This window comes from Flavobacterium olei, assembly GCF_039749035.1.
In the GTDB taxonomy this organism is placed as follows: domain Bacteria; phylum Bacteroidota; class Bacteroidia; order Flavobacteriales; family Flavobacteriaceae; genus Flavobacterium; species Flavobacterium olei.
Map to the genome: position 1 here is coordinate 1 of NZ_JBDKWC010000002.1, position 22,877 is coordinate 22,877.

The following is a 22,877-nucleotide window of genomic DNA, read 5'->3' on the forward strand; positions in this document are numbered from 1 at the left end:
CTGGTACGCGGCCGCCTTCAAAAGCAAATCCGTTTCTGTCTTGCGCTGTAACATTTAAATTTGCTGTGACAGCGCCAGTTCCTTCAATTCCTGAAACTACGGGTTTTACTTTAACAGTATAAGTTCCCGCTTTAAGTCCCGGAATATCCGCGCGAAAATAAGTACCATAACTTCTGATAAGCTGGTCATCAATTTTTTTGTCTGTAAGTCCGTTTCCAGTGTAATATACATTGTACGTTTGAGCACCACTAACAGGCTGCCATTTTACAAATGCAGATTCCAACCAGCCTGAAGCTTCGTTGATAGTGATAGATTGTGCCCATAACTGAGCCGTCATGAGAAAGACGACTACGAAAAGTAGGTTTTTTTTCATAATAGTTTGTTTAGATAGTTAATAAATCAGTAAGTGGTTTTACTGTCGACACAAGTGGTTTATTTGTAATCGATTACACAAATATATTTAATAATTTATAATAATTTAATTTTATGTAAATAATTTAAATTAAAATGTAATTTATTAGCGTATAAAATGGTTATAATGTAATAAATTGCATCAATTGTAATTTATTACACAATTTAAAAAGCTTTGAAGTTATGTACTAATGTTGAGATTAATAAATAGAATAAATTTTTCCTAAGCCTTTTTAAATAAATAACTAAAATATTTAATTACATAAAAATTACAATACAGTTTTTGTAAGAAATGGATTAATTTGTTATTAATGCTCGGTAATTTTTTTCTTCAAATAAAAAAAAATTAAAGACCCAAATCAAAATGTATTTAATATTTACCGAATTGAGAAATTGTCTATAAATAGGAAAAGCCTTTTTGATTTTACTCAAAAAGGCTTTCAAAATATTTAAAAAAAGATGTGTATTAGTCTCTGCTGGCCAGTTTACTTAAAAGTCTTATGAACTCAATATATAACCAAACCAATGTAATCATTAGTCCCATTGCGCCAAACCATTCCATAAATTTTGGCATTCTCTCACGAACCCCTCTTTCTATTTGATCAAAATCTAAAAATAAATTTAAAGCAGCTACGATAATAACAAAAACACTAATTCCGATACTCATCATTCCGTTTCCGTAATGTGCCGGAGTATAATTAAATATCAGCGAAGCCAGCCATGAAATTAGATAATAAGTGGCGATGGCCAATGTTGCGGCAATAACAACCGATTTAAATTGTTCTGTAACTTTAACAATTCCAAATTTATATAGACCCAGACAAACCAGGAATGTCACCAAAGTAGCTCCAACGGCATTCAGAACAATACCCGGAAATTTTATTTCAAAAATGGCAGATATTCCTCCAATAAATAAACCTTCAAATAAAGCGTAACCCGGTGCTAAATAAGGCGAAAGATGTGGTTTGAATGCAGCGACTAATACCAAAATAAAACCTACAATTGCACCTCCAATAGATGGAATAAGTGGGTTAATTCCGTTAAAAGCCATCCACCATGTTACTATTGCAGCACCACACAGAATTAAAAACAAAATAGCTGTTTTGTTTATCGTACCGGACAAAGTCATTTCCTGATTATAATCAATAATCTGTGCCTGGTGTACTTCTTCAGCTTTAGAAACCGCATTTGATGAAAAACGCTTATTGCTTAAAAATGGATTTTTAGAATTAAAGTTCATAATTTTAATACATTTAATTAAATCCAAATATATGGAGTTTTTTTGAAGTGGAATGGCATGTGAGAAATTTTTAACATGAATTTCTCTTTGTAAAAAAGACTTTAAAGAAAAAATCCATCAAAGCTTAATTTGATGGATTTTGATATTTTTAAAAAACATTTTTTTATTTCAAAAGATCTAAAACCAGTGAAGGAAATAAACCCAAAACGATATTTAATGTAATTGAAACTATTGCAGTCGCATAAATAAGAAATGGTTTTCCCGTTCTTTCCTCATTTGGCTCCTTAGAATACATGGCTAAGATGAGTTTAAAATAATATCCAACACTAATGATTGAGTTGATTACCGCAACAATTACCAAACCAATATATCCCGCCTGAATAGTATTATTAAACAAAAATAACTTAGCAAAGAAACCGGAAAAAATTGGAATTCCTGCCATAGACAATAATGAGGCCGTAAGAATTGCTGCCAATAACGGATTAGTTTTAGCTAAACCGTGAAAGTTGGTAATATCTTCATTATCACGATCTCTGCATACATATAGAATAACACTGAAAGCAGCGATACCAGCTAAAGCATACGCAGCAGTATAATAAAGCAAAACTCCTGCAGATGCAGATACAGTTAATAATGTCATTAACATAAAACCTGCATGAGAAATTCCGGAGAAAGCAAGCATACGTTTTACGTTTACTTGTCTTAATGCCATAATATTTCCAACAGACATAGAAGCGATCGAGATGATTACTACAATAACTTCAAATGTATGTAGAAGGTCCTGGTTTTCTAATGAAGAAATTAAATTCAACCCGGAAATTAATTTAAATAAAGTAGCAATTGCCACTACTTTAGCTAGTGTACTCATCAAAGCTGTGGTTAAAGCTGGAGAACCCTCATAAACGTCCGGAGCCCAAAAATGAAATGGGACTGCAGCAACTTTAAACAGCATTCCGATAATTACCAGGATCATTCCGATTGGAAACCAGATTGGTAATTCTGCAGAAAGTGCAGTTTCATGTATCTCAGTTATGTCAAAACTTCCCATTGCGCCGTAAATCAGGCAAATTCCGAACAAGATAATTCCAGATGCGAAAGATCCCATTAAGAAATATTTCATACCAGCTTCGTTACTTTTAATGTTCAGACGATCACTTGCAGCTAATACATATAAAGCAATAGATAAAATTTCGATTCCTAAGAAGAACATTGCTAAGTTTCCAAAAGAAACCATGGCAACTGCTCCGGCTAGTAAGAATATTTTAATCGCAACATAATCTGAAATTTTTGTGGGATGATTTTGGTAAAAATTATGACTTAACGCTACGAGGAAAATCGTCAAAATTATAAACAACGATGAAAAAGAAGTAGAGAACTTACTCACTGTAATCATATTGTTATAATAACTTTGTTCCATTCCAAATTCACAGAAATTAAGTGCCAAAACACCCAATAAACCTAATATGGTAAATGGAATGATGGCTTTTCTTAAATTAAGAATTTCAAACAATAGGCAGAAAATACCCAATCCCGTTATAGCTATTAATGTATTCATTTTTGTCTTTTTGAGTTAGGATTTCAGTTTAAAACGAACCCTAATTTATTTTGTTTAAAATATTAGTTCTTATTGATAACCTGTAAAATAGTTTCCAAGCTTGGTGTAATCAAATCTGTAATTGGTTTTGGATAAAATCCGAAGAATAATAACACCGCTATAATTACTGCGAAAGAAATACCTTCGTTTAGAGAAACATCTGCAAAAGCTTTTGAGTTTGTTTGTCCCAACATAACATGCTGAAACATTCTTAACATATAATAAGCACCTAGAATAATAGTTGTTCCGCCCAAAATGGCAAACCAAATATTAATCTGTGACAAACTGTACAGAACTGTAAACTCTCCAACGAAGTTAAACGTACTTGGTAAAGCAACAGATGCCAATACTAAGATTAAAAACATTGAAGTAAATTTTGGAGATTGCGTACGAATACCGCCCATTGCTGCAATTTCTCTGGTTTCAAATCTTCTGAAAATAATTTCAGCGGCAAAGAATAATCCAACTACAACAAAACCGTGAGCGATCATTTGTAAAACAGCGCCTCTTAAACCATCCAGTGTTAAAGTATAAGATCCTGCAGCGATTAAACCCACGTGTGCAAGAGAAGAATACGCTAAAAGTTTCTTTAGGTCATTTTGTCTCAACGCTACTATAGAACCGTAAATTACACCTGCAATTCCCAAAGCAATAAAAATATACATATATTCTTTTGCTGCAAGCGGTGCAATTGGCAATTGCCATCTTATAACACTGTAAAGTCCCATTTTTAGCATGATACCAGACAAAAGCATTGTTCCAACAGTTGGTGCTTTTTGGTACACATTTGCCTGCCATGTATGAAAAGGTATAATTGGAATTTTAATAGCATACGCTAAAAAGAAAGCTAAGAAAATCCATAATTGTTCAGTAGAAGATAATTCAAGTTTATATAAATCTTCGATTAAGAAAGAACCCGCTTTTTGGTATAAATAGATAAAAGCAGTTAACATAAATAGGGATCCGGCAAGTGTATAAATAAAGAATTTAACCACTGCTTTTCTGCGTTCTTCAGCATCACCATTACCCCAGATTAAGGCGATAAAGTAAATTGGAACCAACGCTAATTCCCAGAAAATATAATATAAAAGACCATCAGCAGCAAGGAAAGTTCCAGTCATAGCGAAAGCCATAAACAGAATTAATCCGTAGAATGATTTTGCATTTTTATATTCATTTCCAAAAGAAGAAAATATAATAACAGGAGTAAGAGCAGCAGTTAATAAAACCATTGCCATTCCTAATCCGTCGGCATTTAAAGCAAGAGAGATTTTAGGCTGAGTAATCCAGCTGTTGATCAGGCTGATATTTTCGCCGGCATTATAATTATTCAATAATACAATTGAACATCCTAAAGCAGCTAAGCTAAAAAGCAAAGCAACTTTTGAAGCGAGTTTGTCACCAGAAAAATAAGTGGCAAAGGCACCAATTAAGAGTATAATTAATATAGTAGAAACGTTCATAGTTATAATATTATTGAGCTAAAAATATATAGGAAACAATTGCACAAAGTCCTAAAACAAAAACAAATAGATATAATCCGATACTTCCGGATTGTAACCTTTTCCCCTGAAAAGCAATTTCATTTGTTACTTTGCCTAATCCGAAAACAAGAGAAGATAATCCAGTTTCGATATAATCTCTGAAGAACTTAGACAAAACATTAACAGGCTTTACAAAAACAGCATCATAGATTTCATCTACATAATATTTATTGTATAAAACTTTGGTTAATCCAGTAATGTTTTCGTCAGATTCAGGTACATTATCTTGTTTAAAGTATTTAATATAGGCAATAAGAATTCCTACTAATCCTCCAACAACTGCAATTCCCATTAAAGTATATTCGGTTGTACCTAGATGATGTTCTCCGCCGGCTGCTTTTGTGAAAAGAGGAGCAAGGTATTCATTTAACCAGCTGTTCCCAGGAAGACTAATTAATCCTCCGAAGGTTGCCAGAATAGCTAAAATAATAAGTGGAATAGTTATTAAAGAACCACTCTCGTGTAAATGATGTTTCTGCTCTTCAGTTCCTCTAAACTCTTTGAAGAAAGTTAAGAACATTAAACGGAACATATAGAAAGCCGTCATAATAGAAGCAATCGATCCCACAACATATAAAGGAATACTATGATGGAAAGCCGTCATCAAAATTTCGTCTTTAGAAAAGAATCCCGAGAAAAATGGAACTCCGGAAATAGCCAAAGAAGAAATCAACATTGTCCAGAATGTAATTGGCATCGCTTTTCTAAGTCCACCCATTTTACGCATATCCTGCTCACCATGTAATCCGTGAATAACAGATCCTGAACCTAAGAATAAACAAGCTTTAAAGAAAGCGTGAGTAATTACGTGAAAAACGGCTACTTCATAAGCTCCAAAACCTAATGCTAAAAACATTAATCCTAATTGTGAAACTGTAGAATAGGCCAATACTTTTTTAATATCAGTCTGAACCAATCCAATTGTTGCAGCAACAAGTGAAGTTATAGCGCCAATAATTGCGATTACATTTTGTACATCTGGTGCTAAATCAAAAACAAAATTTAATCTCGTCACCATAAAGATACCGGCAGTAACCATCGTTGCAGCGTGAATCAATGCAGAAACCGGAGTAGGACCTGCCATCGCGTCTGGTAACCAGGTGTATAACGGAATCTGAGCCGATTTACCACAAGCTCCAATAAACAAGCATAAAGCGGCTAGAGAAAGTAATGGTAAATTTAAATTTACGGCTCCTGCAATTGCAGTTTGTAAAGTTGCATAATCTAATGTAGAGAACATAGATCCTATGATGAACATTCCGATCAAAAGACCTAAATCTCCAATCCTGTTCATGATGAATGCTTTCTTTGCAGCATCATTGTAATCCTGGTTTGTATGCCAGAACCCGATTAATAAGTAGGAGCAAAGTCCAACACCTTCCCAACCAATGAAAAGAACTAATAAGTTGCTTCCAATTACAAGCGTAATCATAAAGAAAACGAATAGATTTAAATAGGCAAAAAACTTATGCATATTTTCATCATCGTGCATGTAACTGATAGAGTATAAGTGAATCAAAGATCCAATTCCGGTAACAAAAAGTAACCAAAGAACAGACAATTGATCTAACAAAAAGCCAAGATTGATTTTTAAATTACTGATTTGAATCCAGTCAAATAAAGTAACCTGAATCCCTTTTCCAGTTGAATTAATTTGATTAAAAAGTAAAAGAGTAACAACAAAAGAAATTGCTACAGCAACAGTTCCGATGGCACCCGATACTGTTTTTCCTAAGCTTTTTCCAAAAAAGACATTTACCAGAAAACCTAGTAAAGGAGTTAAAACTAAAATTAAAGCTAAATTGGTATCCATTGCTGATTATCCTTTTAAATTTTTTAAATTATCGATACTAATTGATCCGATATTTCTAAAGATAGAAACTAAAATGGCCAATCCTACCGCAACTTCGGCTGCAGCAACCGCCATCGAGAAAAACACAAAAACTTGTCCCTGTGCATCCTGATGATAAGTTGAAAATGCAACAAATAAAAGGTTAACCGCATTCAACATAATTTCTATAGACATGAAAACGATAATTGCATTTCGTCTGTACAATACACCAAAAATACCAATACAGAAAAGTACAACACTCAAAAAGATGTAGTTTTCAATACCTATTTGATTTAATATATTACCCATTATTTATTTAATTTTTCTTTTTTAGACAATAGAACAGTTCCAATCATGGCAACCAAAAGTAAGATCGAAGCAAATTCAAAAGGAACCATATATTCGTTCAGTAATATTTTACCTAAAACTTTAATAGATTGGAAATCCTCTCCCGTAGAGTCGTATCCTCCAACAATTGGTTTCGAATTGATGAAAAGTGCTATTAAAACAATAAGGATTATACAGAAAGATACAATTGCGCCAAGACGTGTAATTCTTGGGCGGTGCACTTCTCTTTTTTCATTTAAGTTCATCAGCATTATCGTAAACAGAAAGAGAATCATAATCGCTCCCGAATACACAATAATATGTACAACTGCTAAAAATTGGGAATTTAATAATAAATAATGCCCGGCAATCGAGAAGAAACAAATAACCAAATAGATGGCACTGTGAATTGGATTTCTGCTAAAAATAGTCAGGAAAGCGGTGATAACAGTAATAAACGCTAAAAAGCAAAAGATAACTTGAACAGTTGTCGCGTTTGCAAAATCAGGAATATGTATCATTTAGTTAGCGTTTTTAAGTTGAGCGTTTTTCATAGCCATTTCCAACGGCATTACTAATTTATCTTTCCCAAAAATGAAATCTTCTCTCTCGTAACTTGCAGGAACTAATACTTTTGAAGTAGTTAAATAGATGGCATCTTTTGGACACGCTTCCTCACAAAGACCACAGAAAATACAACGAAGCATATTGATTTCGTAAATAGAAGCATATTTCTCTTCTCTGTACAAGTGTTTTTCATCAGCTTTACGTTCAGCAGCTTTCATAGTGATGGCTTCTGCAGGACAAGACAATGCACATAATCCACAGGCAGTGCAATTTTCACGACCCTGCTCATCACGTTTTAACATGTGCTGTCCGCGATAAACCGGACTCATCTCACGAACCTGTTCCGGATAATGAATGGTAACTTTCTTTCTAAAAAGGTGTTTCAAAGTAATAAACAAACCTTTTACAATCGCCACAAGATACAATCGTTCAATAAAAGTCATGTCTTTGTTAGAGACAACTTTTTTTCTACCCGATAATGAAATAGTTTCTATTGACATTTTTACTATTATAGTTTATGATTCAAAATTTGGTAATCAAATTCAAAATCTATTTTATTTTTTATTTGAAGCTTATCCTGCTCTCCGCTGTATCTTTTATGGTGAACCCCACCATAAAAGGATGCCGCTTCTATCAGGGCTAGGGCACTCAGTTTTTTAGAATCCTAAGGCTGCTGCGATATCGTGTCTTAAAATAACAGCTCCCGTGATCATGATATTAATGATCGAAAGCGGAATTAAAATTCTCCATCCCAAATGCATTAACTGGTCATATCTAAATCTTGGAATCGTCCATCGAACCCACATGTAGAAGAATATGAAGAAACATATTTTTACAAATAAGGCTGCAATTCCTAAAAGATTAGCGGTATTAACACCAACATTTTCTACCATCCAGGCCATTCCCGGATAGTTATATCCACCAAAGAACAACACAGAAATAATAGTTGCAGAGATAAACATACTCGCATATTCAGCAAATAAATAGAATCCCATTTTCATGGATGAATATTCTGTATGGTAACCTCCAATTAATTCGTTTTCACATTCTGCTAAATCGAATGGAGTTCTGTTTGTCTCAGCAAATGAACAGATTAAGAAAATTAAGAATGATAATGGCTGATAAAAAACATTCCAGTTCATTCCTTGCTGCTGTAGTGAGATTTCTTTTAAACTCATTGTTCCGGTCATCATCAATAATGCAATCATTGATAATCCCATTGCAACCTCATAAGAAACCATTTGAGAAGCAGCACGAATTGCTCCCATCAAAGAGAACTTATTATTGGAAGCCCATCCACCAATCATGATGCCGTAAACTCCAACAGAAAGTACTCCGAAAATATATAATAAAGCAATATTCACGTCTGTGGCCTGAAGAATAATATCTTTTCCAAAAAGATGTAAGCGATCTCCCCACGGAATAACAGCACTTGTCATTAAAGCAGTACTCATGGCAATAGCCGGACCTACAACGAATAAAAATCTGTTTGGTGTATTTGGGAAAAACTCTTCTTTTGAGAATAATTTCATACCATCGGCAAGCGGCTGCAATAAACCTCCCCATCCCGCACGGTTTGGTCCCACACGATCCTGAAGAAAAGCAGCAACTTTACGTTCTGCCCAGGTAGAGTACATTGCCATAATCATTGTAATCGCAAAAACGACAACAATAACAACACTTTTTTCTATAATAAATGCACTTTCCATTTCTTATTTTTTATCGTTTGTGGTTAATGGAATTGCGGCCATACTAATCTTTTTACGGTCTATATCTCTACCTAAAAGAATGTTTTTCTCTGTATCGATTTCAACTTTTTCTAATTTTTGAGTGTAATTATTCTGATTAATTACAGAGTCTTTTTCAAATTCTCTTGGACCTTCAATAACCCAGTCATTTACATCTTTGTGTTCAAAACGACAACTGTTGCAGATAAATTCTTCTACTTCATGATACTCGTCTTTACGACCCGTTACACGCTGAATTTCTCCACCAAACATCCAAACTGTGGTTTTACCGCAGCATCCCGGAGTTGTACATTCTCTGTGCGCATTATAAGGTTTGTTGAACCATACTCTGGATTTAAAACGGAACGTTTTGTCTGTCAATGCTCCTACCGGACAAACATCAATCATATTTCCGGAAAATTCGTTGGTAATAGCTTTTGAGATGCAGGTAGAAATATTAGCGTGATCTCCACGATCTAATACTCCGTGAACGCGATTGTCTGTCAATTGATCTGCAACTTGTACACATCTTTGGCAAAGAATACAACGGTTCATATGCAGTTGAATATTCGGACCAATATCTTCTGGTTCAAATGTTCTTTTTTCTTCAATATAACGTGACTTCGGATTTCCGTGTTCGAAACTTAAATTCTGTAAATCACATTCTCCGGCCTGATCACAGATAGGACAGTCTAAAGGGTGATTGATTAATAAAAATTCTGTTACAGATTTACGTGCTTCAGTTACCCTTGCAGACGATTTGCTGTTTACTTCCATCCCGTCCATACATCCTGTTACACAAGAAGCCATTAATTTTGGCATTGGTCTTGGGTCAGCTTCACTACCTTTAGAAACTTCAACTAAACAACAACGACATTTACCGCCGCTGCCTTTTAATTTTGAGTAATAGCACATGGCTGGCGGAACAAGGTCTCCTCCAATCATACGTGCAGCCTGCAGGATAGTTGTTCCTGGTTCTACGTCTATACTTTGACCGTCTATGGTTACTTTCATCTCTTTACTTTGTTTTTTTAGTTTCAGGTATAAAGTTTCATGTTTGATAACCTGAAACAAAAAAGACGTGAAACTTGAAACTATATTATATAATTACTTTACCGCCAACTAAATGTTTTACCTGAGAAAAAGGCTCAGCTACAAAGTGATCTCTATTTTTAATTTTTTCCGGGAAACGAACATGATATTCAAATTCATCTCTAAAGTGACGTATCGCTGCTGCTACTGGCCATGAAGCTGCGTCACCAAGCGGGCAAATTGTGTTTCCTTCAATTTTACTCTGAATGCTCCACAATAATTCGATATCTTCCTCACGGCCCTGACCGTTTTCGATTCTCCATAGTATTTTTTCCAACCATCCAGTTCCTTCACGGCAAGGTGTACATTGTCCACAGGATTCGTGGTGGTAGAAACGCGCAAAATTCCACGTATTTCTAACAACACATGCCGTATCGTTGTATACAATAAAACCTCCTGAACCTAACATAGATCCGGTTGCAAAACCACCATCACTAAGAGATTCGTATGTCATTAAACGGTCTTCACCGTTTGCTGTTTTAAAAATTAATTCAGCCGGTAAAATTGGCACAGAAGAACCTCCCGGTACAAATGCTTTAAGAGGTCTGCTCGAAGACATTCCGCCTAAATATTCATCAGAATTCATGAATTCGTCAACACTTAAACCCAGTTCAATTTCGTAAACTCCTGGATTCTTAATGTGTCCTGAGGCAGAAATTAATTTAGTTCCGGTAGAACGGCCGATTCCGATTTTTGCATAATCCTCACCAGAATTGTTGATAATCCAGGGCACCGTTGCAATAGTTTCTACGTTGTTTACTACTGTTGGATTTGCCCAAAGACCCGAAACAGCCGGGAAAGGCGGTTTAATACGAGGGTTTCCTCTTTTACCTTCCAATGATTCGATTAATGCAGTTTCTTCTCCACAGATATAAGCTCCGGCTCCACAGTGTACGTGTAGTTCCAAATCATAACCTGTTCCTAATATATTTTTACCCAACCAGCCTGCAGCTTTAGCTTCGGCGATTGCTCTTTCTAAAATTTTGAAAACCCACATATATTCTCCACGAATGTATATATACGAAAGGTTTGCGCCAAGAGCGTAGCTTGAAGTGATCATTCCTTCGATCAATAAATGAGGAATGTACTCCATCAGGAAACGATCTTTAAATGTTCCCGGCTCAGATTCGTCGGCATTACAAACTAAGTGTCTTGGTTTTCCTGATTTTTTATCAATAAAACTCCATTTCATTCCGGCAGGGAAACCTGCACCACCACGTCCGCGAAGACCCGATGTTTTTACTTCTTCAGTAACTTCGTCCGGAGTAAGGGTTTTTAAAGCTTTTTCTACAGAAGCATAACCACCATTCTGGCGATATACTTCGTAGGTTTTAATACCAGGAATATTGATTTTATCTAATAATATTTTTTGTGACATCTTATTTATCGTGTAATATTATTTTATCCTCTCTGCAATCAGCAATGATCTGATCGATTTTTTCTTCTGTCAGTTTCTCTTTATAGAAATCTCCCAATTGCATCATCGGAGCATATCCGCAGGCGCCTAAACATTCTACACCGGCAATGGTAAACATTCCGTCCGGAGTGGTTTCACCAAGTTTAATGCCTAATTTTTCAGAAGTATAATCCATTAAATTTTCAGCACCATTTAAACAACAACAAGAAGTCTGGCAGAATTCGAACATGTATTTTCCAATTGGTTTTTGGTTGTACATGGTGTAAAAAGTCACCACTTCATAAACTTCGATTGGTTTAATCTGAAGAATCTCAGCGACTTTATCCTGCAATTCGATACTTAACCAGTTGTCATGCGCATCCTGCACTTCGTGCAAAACTGGCAATAAAGCCGATTTTTGTTTGCCTTCCGGATAATGACTGATTAATTCATTGATGCGGTTCATCAATGCCTCAGTCATGTTTATTTCTTGTTTGTAATGTTTTCTTTCCATCTTATTCTTGTTTTGCCACATAGGCACAAAGGCACAAATTTTTAATCTAAATTCTATCCCGAAGCTTCGGGACTAAAATTTGCAATTTTTTTAGGCATCTAATTCTCCAGCGATAACATTTAAACTTGACAGAATAACAATCGCATCAGATAAAAGTGAACCTTTAATCATTTCCGGATATGCCTGATAATAAATAAAGCAAGGTCTTCTGAAATGTAATCTGTATGGAGTTCGGCTTCCGTCTGTTACTAAGTAGAAACCTAATTCTCCGTTTCCACCTTCTACCGGATGATAAATTTCTGCAACAGGCACAGGAACTTCTCCCATTACAATCTTAAAGTGATATATTAAAGATTCCATCGAGTTGTACACATCTTCTTTAGGAGGAAGATAATAGTCCGGTACTTCCGCATGATATTCATTTCCCGGAGGCATTTTGTCCAGTGCCTGACGAATAATGCTTAAACTTTCCCAAACTTCAGCGTTACGAACACAGAAACGATCATAAGTATCTCCTGATTTTCCAACAGGAACAATAAAATCAAAATCTTCGTAAGAGGAATAAGGCTGTGCTACACGAACGTCATAATCAACACCGGCTGCACGCAGGTTTGGACCTGTAAATCCGTATGCCATTGCTTGTTCAGCAGTAATAGCTCCAACGTTTACAGTTCTGTCAAGAAAAATTCTGTTTCTCTCAAATAAGTTTTCGAATTCTTTCCATGCAACTGGAAATTCTTCAAGGAAAGTATCTAGTTTTTTGAAAGCTTCCGGAGACCAGTCTCTTTCAAATCCACCTATTCTTCCCATATTGGTTGTCAAACGAGCTCCACAAATTTCTTCGTAGATTTCGTAGATTTTCTCTCTAAATTGAAATACATATAAGAAACCAGTATACGCACCAGTATCTACACCCAAAATCGAGTTACAGATTAAGTGATCCGTAATACGTGCCAGCTCCATTACGATTACCCTTAAGTACTGCGCTCTTTTAGGAACTTCAATGCCTAATAATTTTTCCAAAGTCATCCACCATCCCATGTTATTGATAGGAGACGAACAGTAGTTCATACGGTCTGTAAGGGGAGTAATCTGGTAAAAAGGGCGGTTTTCGGCAATTTTTTCGAATGCTCTGTGAATGTAACCAATAGTTGGTTCAGCCTCAAGAATTCGCTCACCGTCCATCAAAAGTATGTTCTGAAAGATACCGTGTGTTGCAGGGTGTGTCGGACCTAAGTTTAGTACAGAAAGTTCACTTCCGTCTTCGTTAAGTCTTTCATTAATTATTTTAGCATAGCGATGCTCTGGTGGTAATAATAGTTCTGACATTTATTTAATGTGAAAAATTATATGTAATTTTTTCTTAGCAATTTGATGGTGTTCTTCCAAAGAATCGGTCATCTTTATCTGTTCTTCCGCTGTCTTCCATTGGGAATTCTTTTCTCATTGGAAAAGACTGCATTTCATCCATATTTAAAATACGTTTCAACTGCGGATGACCAATAAAGTTAATCCCAAAGAAATCGTAAGTTTCTCTTTCCATCCAGTTTGTGCTCAGGAATATGTTTGAAACCGATTTAATTTCAGGTTTTTCTCCATTTAGAAAAACTTTGATCTTTAATCTCGTGTTTTCGTACCAATTGTGTAAATGATATACCACTGCAAACTGACGTTCTGTTTCGTTATCCGGATAATGAATCCCGCATAAATCTGTCAGGAAGTGAAAACGCAATTCCGGATCGTTTTTAAGGAAAAGGATCAGTGGTTTGATGATGTCAGCTGAAGCTTCTAAAGAAAAAATATCTCTTTCCTGCTGAAAGTTAAAAACATCAGTATTAAAAGTTTCGATCAGTTTATCTTGAATTTGGGTATTTTCTAAAGCCATCTTATGAGATATTATATGAAGCTAATAATTCCTGGTATTCTGGAGAGCTTCTTCTTCTCACAGATTCGCTTTTTACCAATTCCTGAAGTCTCATAACTCCGTCTACGATTTGTTCTGGTCTTGGCGGACATCCCGGAACGTAAACGTCAACCGGAATTACTTTGTCAATTCCCTGAAGAACCGAGTACGTATCAAAAACTCCTCCTGAAGAAGCACAGGCTCCAACAGCAATTACCCATCGTGGTTCTGACATTTGTTCGTAAACCTGTCTTAAAATTGGCGCCATTTTTTTTGAAATAGTTCCCATTACCAGCAACATATCTGCCTGACGTGGAGAGAAACTCACACGCTCAGAACCAAATCTTGCTAAATCGTAATGTGATGCCATTGTTGCCATGAATTCGATACCACAGCATGAAGTTGCGAAAGGAAGCGGCCATAGTGAGTTGGCTCTTGCTAAACCAACAACATCATTAAGTTTTGTGGCGAAGAAACCTTCTCCAACAACTCCTTCAGGCGGCGCAACCATATTTACTTTTGAATCGCTCATTTTATTTTAGATTTAGATCTTAGATTTTAGATTTGGGTAAATCTTTAAATAAAAAATCAATTTTTTTAAATCAGTAATTAATTTGAGTTCAAACTTTAAATCGCAATAGTAGATAAATCTAAAATCCAAGATCTAAAATCTAAAATCATTTATTCCCATTCTAAAGCTTTCTTTTTGATGATGTAAAAGAAACCTACCAAAAGTAAAGCCATGAAAACAATCATTTTAAGCATTCCTTCAACTCCTAAGTCTTTAAAGTTTACTGCCCATGGATAAAGGAAAATTACCTCTACGTCGAACAATACGAACAAAATCGCTACCAGGAAATATTTTACCGAGAAAGGAATACGTGCATTACCCACAGATTCGATACCACATTCAAAGTTTTTATCTTTAACTTCAGAGGTTCTTTTAGGGCCTAATTTTCCAGAAATAATGATTGTTCCTACCACAAAACCAACAGCCAGAATAAACTGCATTAAAATCGGGATGTAACTGTATTGATCAGATTGCATAAACTTCTATTTTTACTTAAAAAATGAGCCACAAAGATAACTTGGAAGTCTGTAAAACACAAGCTAAAAAAGGATTTAAGTAGAGTGAGAAACTGCGTTTATGCCTAATTTTTATTGATTATAAATAACAGGGCGTTATTTTAATATTATTTTAAGATTTGAGCAAAAAAAAACGTCCCGAAATTAATCGAAACGTTTCTGAGACCATTCAGAGGCAAAAAAAATAAATTGCTATATTTTTCTTAGATTACTGCTACTTTAGCAGCAACTTTCCCTTTTCTTCCTTCTTCTTCTTCTTCGTAGCTTACACGGTCACCTTCGCGTAATTCTTCCGCGTTAATTCCTGAAGCGTGAACGAAGATATCTTTTCCTGTTTCTTCGTCTGTAATGAATCCATAACCTTTAGATTCATTGAAAAATTTTACTGTACCTGTACGCATTGTAATTGTAATAATAATTTATAATGAAGCAAATGTAAGATATAAATTCATACAAAAGACAAGAAGGTGTTAATTTTTTGTAAAAATTATTGATTTACAGTGTTTTTACTATTTATATTGCGTTGGTTTAAGTTTCAATAGTCTATTATAGCTCTATATTAAAAATACTGTAAAAAGTAAGAACTTTATGACTTTGATCTACTGTAAATTATGGTCTTTTTGACTTTATTTATAAAAAAAATCGCAGTTAAAATATTTAACTGCGATTTCTGTAAGAATAATAAATTTTATACTAAATCCACTTTAATGTGTAATTCTTTCAATTGAGCGTCGTCAATTACAGCCGGAGCATCGATCATTACATCACGTCCTGAATTGTTTTTTGGGAATGCAATGAAATCCCTAATGGTTTCCTGACCACCTAAAATGGCTACAAGTCTGTCTAATCCGAAAGCTAAACCTCCGTGTGGCGGCGCCCCAAACTGGAATGCATCCATTAGGAAACCGAATTGTGCTTTTGCTTCTTCTTCGCTAAATCCTAAGTATTTAAACATTAATTGTTGGGTTGCTTTATCGTGAATACGAATAGAACCTCCGCCAATTTCGTTTCCGTTCAAAACCATATCGTATGCATTTGCACGAACTTTTCCAGGCTCTGTTTCTAAAAGTGCCATATCTTCCGGTTTTGGAGAAGTAAACGGATGGTGCATCGCATGATAGCGGCCGCTTTCTTCATCAAGCTCTAATAATGGGAAATCTACCACCCATAAAGGAGCAAATTCTTCCGGATTACGCAATCCCAAACGGGTTGCTAATTCCATACGTAAAGCGGATAATTGGGCGCGGGTTTTATTTGCAGGTCCTGATAATACAAAAATCATATCTCCGGCTTTTGCTTCTGTAGCTTTTGCCCAGTTTTCCAAATCCTCATTCTCGTAGAATTTATCAACAGATGATTTGTATGTTCCGTCTTCATTACATTTTACATAAACCATTCCGGATGCGCCAACCTGAGGACGTTTTACCCAGTCAATTAACCCATCGATTTCCTTACGTGTATAATTTCCTGCGCCGGGAACAGCAATTCCGACAACTAATTCAGCGGCATTAAAAACCGGAAATTCTTTATGCTGCGCAAATTCGTTCAATTCGCCAAACTTCATTCCGAAACGAATGTCCGGTTTGTCGTTTCCGTATGTTTTCATTGCATAATCGTAGGTAATTCTTGGAAATTTCTCTACTTCGATGCCTTTAATTTCTTTTAGTAAATGCCTGGTCAATCCTTCAAAAACATTCAAAATATCTTCTTGTTCTACAAATGCCATTTCGCAGTCAATCTGCGTAAATTCGGGCTGACGGTCTGCACGTAAATCTTCGTCACGGAAACATTTTACGATCTGGAAATATTTATCCATTCCGCCTACCATCAACAATTGTTTGAAGGTTTGTGGAGATTGTGGTAATGCGTAAAACTGACCTTCGTTCATACGGCTTGGTACAACAAAATCTCTCGCTCCTTCAGGAGTCGATTTGATTAAATAAGGAGTTTCTACTTCGCAGAAATCTAAATCAGATAGATATTTACGAACTTCCATTGCCACTTTGTGACGGAATAACAAGCTGTTTTTTACCGGATTTCTTCTGATATCCAGATAGCGATATTTCATTCTGATATCTTCTCCGCCGTCTGTTTCATCTTCAATAGTAAAAGGAGGAGTAAGAGCTGAATTAAGAATCGTTAATTCAGAAACTAAAATTTCGATTTCGCCGGTTGGAATGTTTTTGTTTTTAGCTTCACGCTCAATAACAGTTCCTTTTACCTGAATTACAAATTCTCTTCCCAGAGTTTTTGCCAATTCAAAAACGGTTTTTTCGGTACGGCTTTCGTCAAAAATAAGTTGTGTAATTCCGTAACGGTCACGTAAGTCAACCCAGTTCATAAATCCTTTATCGCGTGACTTTTGCACCCATCCCGCTAGTGTAACTTCCGTATTAATATTTGAGGCATTTAATTCGCCGCAATTATGACTTCTATACATGATCTAAATTTTAGACTGCAAAAGTAAACACAAAATTCAAATTAATATAGTAAAGTGATAAGTTGATGCAGAATAATTTCAAATAATATGTTAATTCTAAATTTTGCAGCGTTAAATTATTTAGTTTTGAGTCTCTAAAAATAAATTTAAATACCTATGAAGAAACTTATTGTTGCTGGTTTGGTAATTTTTAATGCTTTGAATGTTATTGCTCAAAGCACGAATACAGTAAAGTTCACTGCAAAAATCGAGAATCGTAATAGTGACACTTTAGTAATTAAAGGAAGAAATAACTTCAAACAGGTTATTCCGATGGATAAAAAAGGACTTTTCGCAGCTACTTTTGAAGCTCCAAAAGGATTTTATATGTTTTCTGATGGTAAAGAGTCCTCGAACATTTATTTAAAGCCGGATTCTGAGGTTAACCTAACGATGAATGCAAAGGAGTTTGATGAAACGATTGTATATAAAGGTAAAGGTGTTAACGAAAGTAATTTTTTGGCGCAACAGGCTTTAAAGGATGAAAAGTTTCAGGAAACGGCATTTCAACTTGATAAGCCAGTATTTGTTTCTACGCTTGATGACAAATTAAAGAAAGATACAGAAAGTCTTGAAAAAGGAGATTTTGATCCGGAATTTAAAATGGCTTTGAAACAAAGTTTTGAGAGTTTTCATCAATACGCTTCAGAAGGATATGAAAGAGCTGCTCAATCAAATAAATTAGTTGGAAAACCATCTCCGTCTTTTGATTATGAAAATCATAAGGGAGGTAAAACAAAGCTGGCAGACTTAAAAGGCAAATATATTTACATAGATCTTTGGGCAACTTGGTGCGCACCGTGTAGAGCTGAAATTCCGTACTTACAGAAATTAGAAGAGAAATATCATGGTAAAAATATTGAGTTCGTCAGTATTTCTATTGACAAACTAAAAGACAACGAAAAATGGAGAAAGTTTGTAACTGATAAAAATCTTGGAGGTGTACAGCTTTTTGCAGATAAGGATTGGGAATCGGAGTTTGTTACGAATTATGGTGTAACAGGAATTCCGAGATTTATTTTGATAGATCCAAAAGGAAATGTAGTTAACGCAGATGCTCCAAGACCATCTGATAGTCAGCTGGAAACACAATTAAATTCATTATTGAACTAAATTATTTACGAAAATTATAACGTTATCGTAAAATTATAAAATCTTATAAACACCAGTAAAACCAGCACTTCGGCGCTGGTTTTTGTGTTTCTGTATTTTTTCCAATGTTAAGTTTTTACTCAATGTTACCAAATTGTTAAGCAAAAGTTTTTTTAATGTAAACATTTAATTATATTTGATAACGATTTGATAACATTTAATACCTAAAGATATGAAAAAGTGTGTGATTTTAGCGGCTGTGTTATTCTCAGGAATTTTAACAGCACAAGAAGTTAAACCTGAACTTGAAATTGTTGGAAATAAAGTAAAAGCTACTTATTATTATGACAATGGAAAAATTCAACAAGAAGGCTTCTTTAAGGATGGTAAATTAGATGGTGTTTGGGTATCTTATGATGAAAGAGGAAATAAAACGGTAGAAGGAGAATATAATGATGGTATGAAAACTGGAAATTGGACATTCTATAATGAAGAAAATCTTTCACAAGTAGCTTACGTAAACAGTAAAGTGAATTCTGTAAAGAATTTGCAAAAGAATGCTGTCGCAAATAGAAACTAAAAGTTTCGTTATTGTTTTTTATTAAGACCGTCTTTTACAGACGGTTTTTTTATGCCTTTTTTTTTGGTTTTGAAATTTCTTCCGTACCAAATCATGAATCCTGTTACGGGAAGTGCAGCGGTAAATAAGCTCGCAAAAAAAGCAATAATTTTACCCGGTAAATCTAAAATCTGTCCTGTATGAATTCCGTAATTCATTTCTACAATTTGTAAGCCAAGGCTTTTTGTTTCGAAAGGATGTTTCTGAAGTATATTGCCATTTTCTGGATGAAAGTAATAATTACTCTGATGATCGTAACGTAACGCGTGCGGATAAGCGCCTGTACTGATAATATCTCCTTTTTCTTGCGGAATAAGTACAAAAAACATTTCTGCTTTTGGCTGTAATTGTATGGTTTCAATAAAAGCACGGTCAATTGCTGTAACTGTGTTTGTTTTGAATTGGGAAGTGTCAATTGCAGGAAGTTTGGTTTCTAATGCTTTGTCTCCTCCAAAATTAAACGTTTTATAAATTCCGTCACCAACCCATTCGTAAGTAAAAGTAAGTCCGGTGATTGCTAATATAAGTGCAATTAAAGAAACGTAGAATCCAGAAGTATTATGCCAGTCGTAATTTACACGACGCCATTTGGCAGACCATTTTATAGTAAAACTTCTTTTGATATCTGATTTTTTCTTTGGCCACCATTGTATAATTCCTGAAATCAATAATAGAATAAAAATAATTGTGGCTGCACCAATGATATGTTTTCCAATATAATCGGGAAGAAGCAAATACAAATGGATGTATTCTACAATGATAAAGAAGTCAGTTTCGGGATTTTCTGATTTTAGATATTTTCCGGTATACGGATTAAAGTAGAGATACAGATTTCCTGTGTCAGAATACGTATAAACCATTGCCGAACGGTTTTTTCCATAATAAGAAACCATGCTTACTTTGTTTTTCGGAACAATTTCTCTGGCTTTTTCCGATAGTACTGAAGGAAGTATAAAAGGTTTATCCTGAGTTTCAACCAAACGCCATTCTTTTCGCGTAATGTCTTTTATTTCGTCGTGAAAACAAAATATACATCCTGTAATACTTATTATAAAAACAATAAGTCCGGAAATTAATCCCAGCCATTTATGTAAGAAACGTATTTTCTTTTTAAATCCCATTTTTTGTATAAAACGGTAAAAGTATACGCAAAATTAATAGAAGACAAATTATTACAAGTATTTTGTTTTCTAAGTCGAATAATGGAAGTTAAAATGTACCGCTTTTTTGTTTTTTGCCAAAGACAATATGGTTTTAAACAGCCTCTTTTTTAGATTTTAAATGATAAGCGACATAAAGTGATGTTGTTGCAAGGAAAATCCAAAAAACATCAATGAAAAAAATCTGAATTTTGTTTTCCATAAAAGAATTCCAAAACCAATTTCCGGAAACAATTCCGTTTGTGACAGGAATTAAGAATCCTAAAATACTTCCAGAAATCAGACAAAATCTGTTGGTGTAAGCATCATTTTTTCTGATGATAAAAAAGATCGAAAGTAGCAACCAGCCTCCAAAATAAAGTGCAAACAAATTCGACTGACTCAGAGGATAGAAAATTTTACTTCCAATAAAAGCCAACGCTGTAATGGGATACATGCTTAAGCAAATTGCCAGATAAATACGAACAACAGCTGCGTTGAAACGTCTTTTCTTTTCTGGCATATTTTTTTTCTGTCTCGCAACCAACCAAATCATAACTCCTGAAATAATGACAAAACAGGTTATAATTCCTAAAATGAAGCTGACAATTTTTAAAGCATAACCACCATAATCACCAAAGTGAATTCGGTACAAAACATTTTTGACAACATCCAGATAACTGGTTTGAAAGATAGGATCTTTTTTTGCAACTTCTTTTCCGTCAGCGATGCGATACATGATTTTACCAATTCCGGTAAATTTTTTATGACTTAATAATTGGCCTTCTACTAAAATATGCATATTAGCATCGCCATAATTTTGAATAAACACGCGTGTGATTTCAAAATCTGACCAGCTATTTTTTGTCTTTGCAACCAGTTCGTTAATATGGAAAGGGATTGCAAGTTTTTTATTTTCAAATTTATAATCGGGATCATTATATTCTAATTCTTTATATAATTTGGCCTGGTCGCCATTGTATAAAGCCATTACTGCAGGTGCAACGATTAAAAGTTTGATCATAAAAAAAGCACCTGTAACTGCATAAACAAATTGAAAAGGCAGACCTATCATTCCTAATGCCGTATGAGCATCTGTCCAGAGTGTTTTTAATTTTTCTTTTGGCCGGAAAATATAAAAGTTGGATATAATTTTGTTCCAATGCAACAATACTCCTGTGACTATGGCAAACAGAAAAAATAAGGCCACAAAGCCAGATAAATAATAGCCTGCAGGATATGGAATTTGCGCCAGAAAATGCAAACGATATAAAAGTTCTCCCAGCGAATAGGATTCTTCGTATGTGAAGGATTTGAAGTTTTTGGTATTTAGATAAAAAAACTGACTTTCTTTTTGTTTAGCCGGTGCCAAAGTATCTTTGGTTCCTTCCATATATACAGCTACGCGTTCTTCGGTAGAAGGTTTAGAAATAGTTATGTTTCGACCGTGTAGAATATGTTTTTCATCAAGATGCTTCAACGCTTTATCGTAGTCTAACTGAATTTCTCTTGTAATTGCTGTAGATTCACTTCTTTCCCAATTGATGATTTCATCTCTAAAAAAAGAAAAAGATCCGGCAAAGAAAATTACAAATAGTACTACACTGATAACAATCCCGCTGACAGTATGTGTATGAAAATAGATATTATAGTGACGGTTGTTCATAAATATTAATGTGCCGTATTATAAGTTTGACCCAAATAAATAAAAAGACAGAAAACTAAGGTGAGCAATAAGTAAATCGCCCAGATCTTCCAGGCACTTTTAGCCAGAAATGCTATAACCATCAAAGCTACCCAAAGGATAAAGCCGCTGTAGGCCATAGTCATTAAAATGTTGGCGCGGTTAAACCAGGAAGCAAGTGCCAGATGAAAAGTAACGGCAACAAAATAACCTCCTAAAATGGCTGCTGTAATTTTTAAAAAACGTGGCCAAAAAGCGGGTGTTAAATATTTTGGATTTGCTGGCATCGATGATCTGATTTAATTGTAGTAAAATTCTAAAATGGCAATGATGATAAAAAGGGCTAAAAGAGCTTTAGTGTTTACTTTTTTTAGTGGTGTCAAAATGATGATCAGACTTCCAACAGCCATTAACTGAATAAAAAACATCAAAGTTCCGCAACCTAATGACTGGGTATAAAGCCATGAGGCATAGGCAAGAGTTAATAAAGCTAAACCTGTAATCTTAGTTGGTTTCGGATTGTCTTTCATCCATTTTTCAAAACCAAAATCATACGATAGAACCGCTCTTTTTGATGTGTAATAAAGTGTGTAAAAAGCTAAAAAAACAATCAGACTTGCTATAGTAATCAT

Annotated in this window: 23 protein-coding genes and 1 pseudogene; 2 read left to right on the forward strand and 22 right to left on the reverse strand. The window is 34.8% G+C overall.

Going from position 1 to position 22,877, the window contains the following annotated elements; all coding sequences use genetic code 11:
• From ABEB31_RS03910 to aspS, 18 genes and pseudogenes are all read right to left on the reverse strand, one after another.
• Positions 1-373: pseudogene (locus ABEB31_RS03910) on the reverse strand (pectate lyase family protein); the annotation flags it as partial.
• Positions 374-877: 504 nt separating this feature from the next.
• On the reverse strand, positions 878-1,651 hold the full coding sequence (locus ABEB31_RS03915) for a Bax inhibitor-1/YccA family protein (RefSeq protein ID WP_347050039.1): 774 nt from the start codon (positions 1,649-1,651) through the stop codon (positions 878-880).
• 163 nt (positions 1,652-1,814) lie between these two features.
• Positions 1,815-3,206, reverse strand: a complete 1,392-nt coding sequence (locus tag ABEB31_RS03920; protein WP_347050040.1) for an NADH-quinone oxidoreductase subunit N — start codon at positions 3,204-3,206, stop codon at positions 1,815-1,817.
• A 62-nt stretch (positions 3,207-3,268) separates the two neighbouring features.
• Positions 3,269-4,708 carry a complex I subunit 4 family protein gene (locus ABEB31_RS03925; RefSeq protein WP_347050041.1) on the reverse strand — a complete coding sequence of 480 codons (1,440 nt, stop codon included), beginning with the start codon at positions 4,706-4,708 and terminating at the stop codon, positions 3,269-3,271.
• A gap of 10 nt (positions 4,709-4,718) precedes the next feature.
• Positions 4,719-6,602 carry an NADH-quinone oxidoreductase subunit L gene (gene nuoL, locus ABEB31_RS03930; protein WP_347050042.1) on the reverse strand — a complete coding sequence of 628 codons (1,884 nt, stop codon included), beginning with the start codon at positions 6,600-6,602 and terminating at the stop codon, positions 4,719-4,721.
• Positions 6,603-6,608: 6 nt separating this feature from the next.
• The gene (gene nuoK / locus ABEB31_RS03935; RefSeq protein ID WP_008466103.1) at positions 6,609-6,929 is read right to left on the reverse strand and encodes an NADH-quinone oxidoreductase subunit NuoK; all 321 of its coding nucleotides are present in this window, start codon (positions 6,927-6,929) and stop codon (positions 6,609-6,611) included.
• Positions 6,929-7,468 carry an NADH-quinone oxidoreductase subunit J family protein gene (locus tag ABEB31_RS03940; protein WP_347050043.1) on the reverse strand — a complete coding sequence of 180 codons (540 nt, stop codon included), beginning with the start codon at positions 7,466-7,468 and terminating at the stop codon, positions 6,929-6,931. The genes nuoK and ABEB31_RS03940 overlap by 1 nt, the downstream gene beginning before the upstream one ends.
• Positions 7,469-8,014 (reverse strand): NuoI/complex I 23 kDa subunit family protein, encoded by a 546-nt coding sequence (locus ABEB31_RS03945; protein ID WP_347050044.1) that lies wholly within the window; start codon positions 8,012-8,014, stop codon positions 7,469-7,471.
• A 156-nt stretch (positions 8,015-8,170) separates the two neighbouring features.
• Positions 8,171-9,223, reverse strand: coding sequence for an NADH-quinone oxidoreductase subunit NuoH (gene nuoH / locus ABEB31_RS03950; protein WP_347050045.1), 1,053 nt, complete (start codon positions 9,221-9,223; stop codon positions 8,171-8,173).
• Positions 9,224-9,226: 3 nt separating this feature from the next.
• Positions 9,227-10,255 (reverse strand): NADH-quinone oxidoreductase subunit G, encoded by a 1,029-nt coding sequence (locus ABEB31_RS03955; protein ID WP_347050046.1) that lies wholly within the window; start codon positions 10,253-10,255, stop codon positions 9,227-9,229.
• 85 nt (positions 10,256-10,340) lie between these two features.
• Positions 10,341-11,711: an NADH-quinone oxidoreductase subunit NuoF gene (nuoF, locus tag ABEB31_RS03960; RefSeq protein WP_193846085.1), complete on the reverse strand. Its 1,371-nt coding sequence runs from the start codon at positions 11,709-11,711 to the stop codon at positions 10,341-10,343.
• A gap of 1 nt (position 11,712) precedes the next feature.
• Positions 11,713-12,243 carry a complex I 24 kDa subunit family protein gene (locus ABEB31_RS03965; RefSeq protein ID WP_347050047.1) on the reverse strand — a complete coding sequence of 177 codons (531 nt, stop codon included), beginning with the start codon at positions 12,241-12,243 and terminating at the stop codon, positions 11,713-11,715.
• 90 nt (positions 12,244-12,333) lie between these two features.
• Positions 12,334-13,572 carry an NADH-quinone oxidoreductase subunit D gene (locus tag ABEB31_RS03970; RefSeq protein ID WP_347050048.1) on the reverse strand — a complete coding sequence of 413 codons (1,239 nt, stop codon included), beginning with the start codon at positions 13,570-13,572 and terminating at the stop codon, positions 12,334-12,336.
• A 34-nt stretch (positions 13,573-13,606) separates the two neighbouring features.
• Complete coding sequence (locus tag ABEB31_RS03975) at positions 13,607-14,128, reverse strand: NADH-quinone oxidoreductase subunit C (protein WP_347050049.1); 522 nt, start codon at positions 14,126-14,128, stop codon at positions 13,607-13,609.
• A 1-nt stretch (position 14,129) separates the two neighbouring features.
• Entirely contained in the window at positions 14,130-14,678 is a 549-nt protein-coding gene (locus ABEB31_RS03980) for an NADH-quinone oxidoreductase subunit B (RefSeq protein ID WP_008466114.1), read from the reverse strand.
• 149 nt (positions 14,679-14,827) lie between these two features.
• A complete protein-coding gene (locus ABEB31_RS03985; protein ID WP_347050050.1) occupies positions 14,828-15,193 on the reverse strand; it encodes an NADH-quinone oxidoreductase subunit A in 366 nt (121 codons plus the stop codon).
• 242 nt (positions 15,194-15,435) lie between these two features.
• On the reverse strand, positions 15,436-15,633 hold the full coding sequence (locus ABEB31_RS03990; protein WP_347050051.1) for a cold-shock protein: 198 nt from the start codon (positions 15,631-15,633) through the stop codon (positions 15,436-15,438).
• 287 nt (positions 15,634-15,920) lie between these two features.
• Positions 15,921-17,672 (reverse strand): aspartate--tRNA ligase, encoded by a 1,752-nt coding sequence (aspS, locus tag ABEB31_RS03995; protein ID WP_347050052.1) that lies wholly within the window; start codon positions 17,670-17,672, stop codon positions 15,921-15,923.
• Between the two features lie 156 nt (positions 17,673-17,828).
• On the opposite strand from aspS, the gene ABEB31_RS04000 reads away from it, so the two are divergent.
• Entirely contained in the window at positions 17,829-18,824 is a 996-nt protein-coding gene (locus ABEB31_RS04000; protein WP_347050053.1) for a TlpA family protein disulfide reductase, read from the forward strand.
• A gap of 211 nt (positions 18,825-19,035) precedes the next feature.
• Complete coding sequence (locus ABEB31_RS04005) at positions 19,036-19,383, forward strand: toxin-antitoxin system YwqK family antitoxin (protein WP_347050054.1); 348 nt, start codon at positions 19,036-19,038, stop codon at positions 19,381-19,383.
• 8 nt (positions 19,384-19,391) lie between these two features.
• Here the strand turns inward: ABEB31_RS04005 and ABEB31_RS04010 are convergent, their stop codons facing one another.
• The 4 genes from ABEB31_RS04010 to ABEB31_RS04025 all read right to left on the reverse strand — a co-directional run bounded on the left by ABEB31_RS04010 (position 19,392) and on the right by ABEB31_RS04025 (position 22,877).
• Positions 19,392-20,543: a PepSY-associated TM helix domain-containing protein gene (locus ABEB31_RS04010; RefSeq protein WP_347050055.1), complete on the reverse strand. Its 1,152-nt coding sequence runs from the start codon at positions 20,541-20,543 to the stop codon at positions 19,392-19,394.
• Between the two features lie 133 nt (positions 20,544-20,676).
• Entirely contained in the window at positions 20,677-22,227 is a 1,551-nt protein-coding gene (locus ABEB31_RS04015) for a PepSY-associated TM helix domain-containing protein (RefSeq protein WP_347050056.1), read from the reverse strand.
• 5 nt (positions 22,228-22,232) lie between these two features.
• Positions 22,233-22,532: a hypothetical protein gene (locus ABEB31_RS04020; protein ID WP_347050057.1), complete on the reverse strand. Its 300-nt coding sequence runs from the start codon at positions 22,530-22,532 to the stop codon at positions 22,233-22,235.
• 12 nt (positions 22,533-22,544) lie between these two features.
• Positions 22,545-22,877 carry a hypothetical protein gene (locus ABEB31_RS04025; RefSeq protein ID WP_347050058.1) on the reverse strand — a complete coding sequence of 111 codons (333 nt, stop codon included), beginning with the start codon at positions 22,875-22,877 and terminating at the stop codon, positions 22,545-22,547.

Excerpts from the sequence above, each read along its gene's own strand:
- ABEB31_RS03915 (WP_347050039.1), bottom strand. The coding sequence starts at position 1,651 with ATGAACTTTAATTCTAAAAATCCATTTTTAAGCAATAAGCGTTTTTCA.
- ABEB31_RS03920 (WP_347050040.1), bottom strand. The coding sequence starts at position 3,206 with ATGAATACATTAATAGCTATAACGGGATTGGGTATTTTCTGCCTATTG.
- ABEB31_RS03925 (WP_347050041.1), bottom strand. The coding sequence starts at position 4,708 with ATGAACGTTTCTACTATATTAATTATACTCTTAATTGGTGCCTTTGCC.
- nuoL (WP_347050042.1), bottom strand. The coding sequence starts at position 6,602 with ATGGATACCAATTTAGCTTTAATTTTAGTTTTAACTCCTTTACTAGGT.
- nuoK (WP_008466103.1), bottom strand. The coding sequence starts at position 6,929 with ATGGGTAATATATTAAATCAAATAGGTATTGAAAACTACATCTTTTTG.
- ABEB31_RS03940 (WP_347050043.1), bottom strand. The coding sequence starts at position 7,468 with ATGATACATATTCCTGATTTTGCAAACGCGACAACTGTTCAAGTTATC.
- ABEB31_RS03945 (WP_347050044.1), bottom strand. The coding sequence starts at position 8,014 with ATGTCAATAGAAACTATTTCATTATCGGGTAGAAAAAAAGTTGTCTCT.
- nuoH (WP_347050045.1), bottom strand. The coding sequence starts at position 9,223 with ATGGAAAGTGCATTTATTATAGAAAAAAGTGTTGTTATTGTTGTCGTT.
- ABEB31_RS03955 (WP_347050046.1), bottom strand. The coding sequence starts at position 10,255 with ATGAAAGTAACCATAGACGGTCAAAGTATAGACGTAGAACCAGGAACA.
- nuoF (WP_193846085.1), bottom strand. The coding sequence starts at position 11,711 with ATGTCACAAAAAATATTATTAGATAAAATCAATATTCCTGGTATTAAA.
- ABEB31_RS03965 (WP_347050047.1), bottom strand. The coding sequence starts at position 12,243 with ATGGAAAGAAAACATTACAAACAAGAAATAAACATGACTGAGGCATTG.
- ABEB31_RS03970 (WP_347050048.1), bottom strand. The coding sequence starts at position 13,572 with ATGTCAGAACTATTATTACCACCAGAGCATCGCTATGCTAAAATAATT.
- ABEB31_RS03975 (WP_347050049.1), bottom strand. The coding sequence starts at position 14,128 with ATGGCTTTAGAAAATACCCAAATTCAAGATAAACTGATCGAAACTTTT.
- ABEB31_RS03980 (WP_008466114.1), bottom strand. The coding sequence starts at position 14,678 with ATGAGCGATTCAAAAGTAAATATGGTTGCGCCGCCTGAAGGAGTTGTT.
- ABEB31_RS03985 (WP_347050050.1), bottom strand. The coding sequence starts at position 15,193 with ATGCAATCTGATCAATACAGTTACATCCCGATTTTAATGCAGTTTATT.
- ABEB31_RS03990 (WP_347050051.1), bottom strand. The coding sequence starts at position 15,633 with ATGCGTACAGGTACAGTAAAATTTTTCAATGAATCTAAAGGTTATGGA.
- aspS (WP_347050052.1), bottom strand. The coding sequence starts at position 17,672 with ATGTATAGAAGTCATAATTGCGGCGAATTAAATGCCTCAAATATTAAT.
- ABEB31_RS04000 (WP_347050053.1), top strand. The coding sequence starts at position 17,829 with ATGAAGAAACTTATTGTTGCTGGTTTGGTAATTTTTAATGCTTTGAAT.
- ABEB31_RS04005 (WP_347050054.1), top strand. The coding sequence starts at position 19,036 with ATGAAAAAGTGTGTGATTTTAGCGGCTGTGTTATTCTCAGGAATTTTA.
- ABEB31_RS04010 (WP_347050055.1), bottom strand. The coding sequence starts at position 20,543 with ATGGGATTTAAAAAGAAAATACGTTTCTTACATAAATGGCTGGGATTA.
- ABEB31_RS04015 (WP_347050056.1), bottom strand. The coding sequence starts at position 22,227 with ATGAACAACCGTCACTATAATATCTATTTTCATACACATACTGTCAGC.
- ABEB31_RS04020 (WP_347050057.1), bottom strand. The coding sequence starts at position 22,532 with ATGCCAGCAAATCCAAAATATTTAACACCCGCTTTTTGGCCACGTTTT.
- ABEB31_RS04025 (WP_347050058.1), bottom strand. The coding sequence starts at position 22,877 with ATGATTACTATAGCAAGTCTGATTGTTTTTTTAGCTTTTTACACACTT.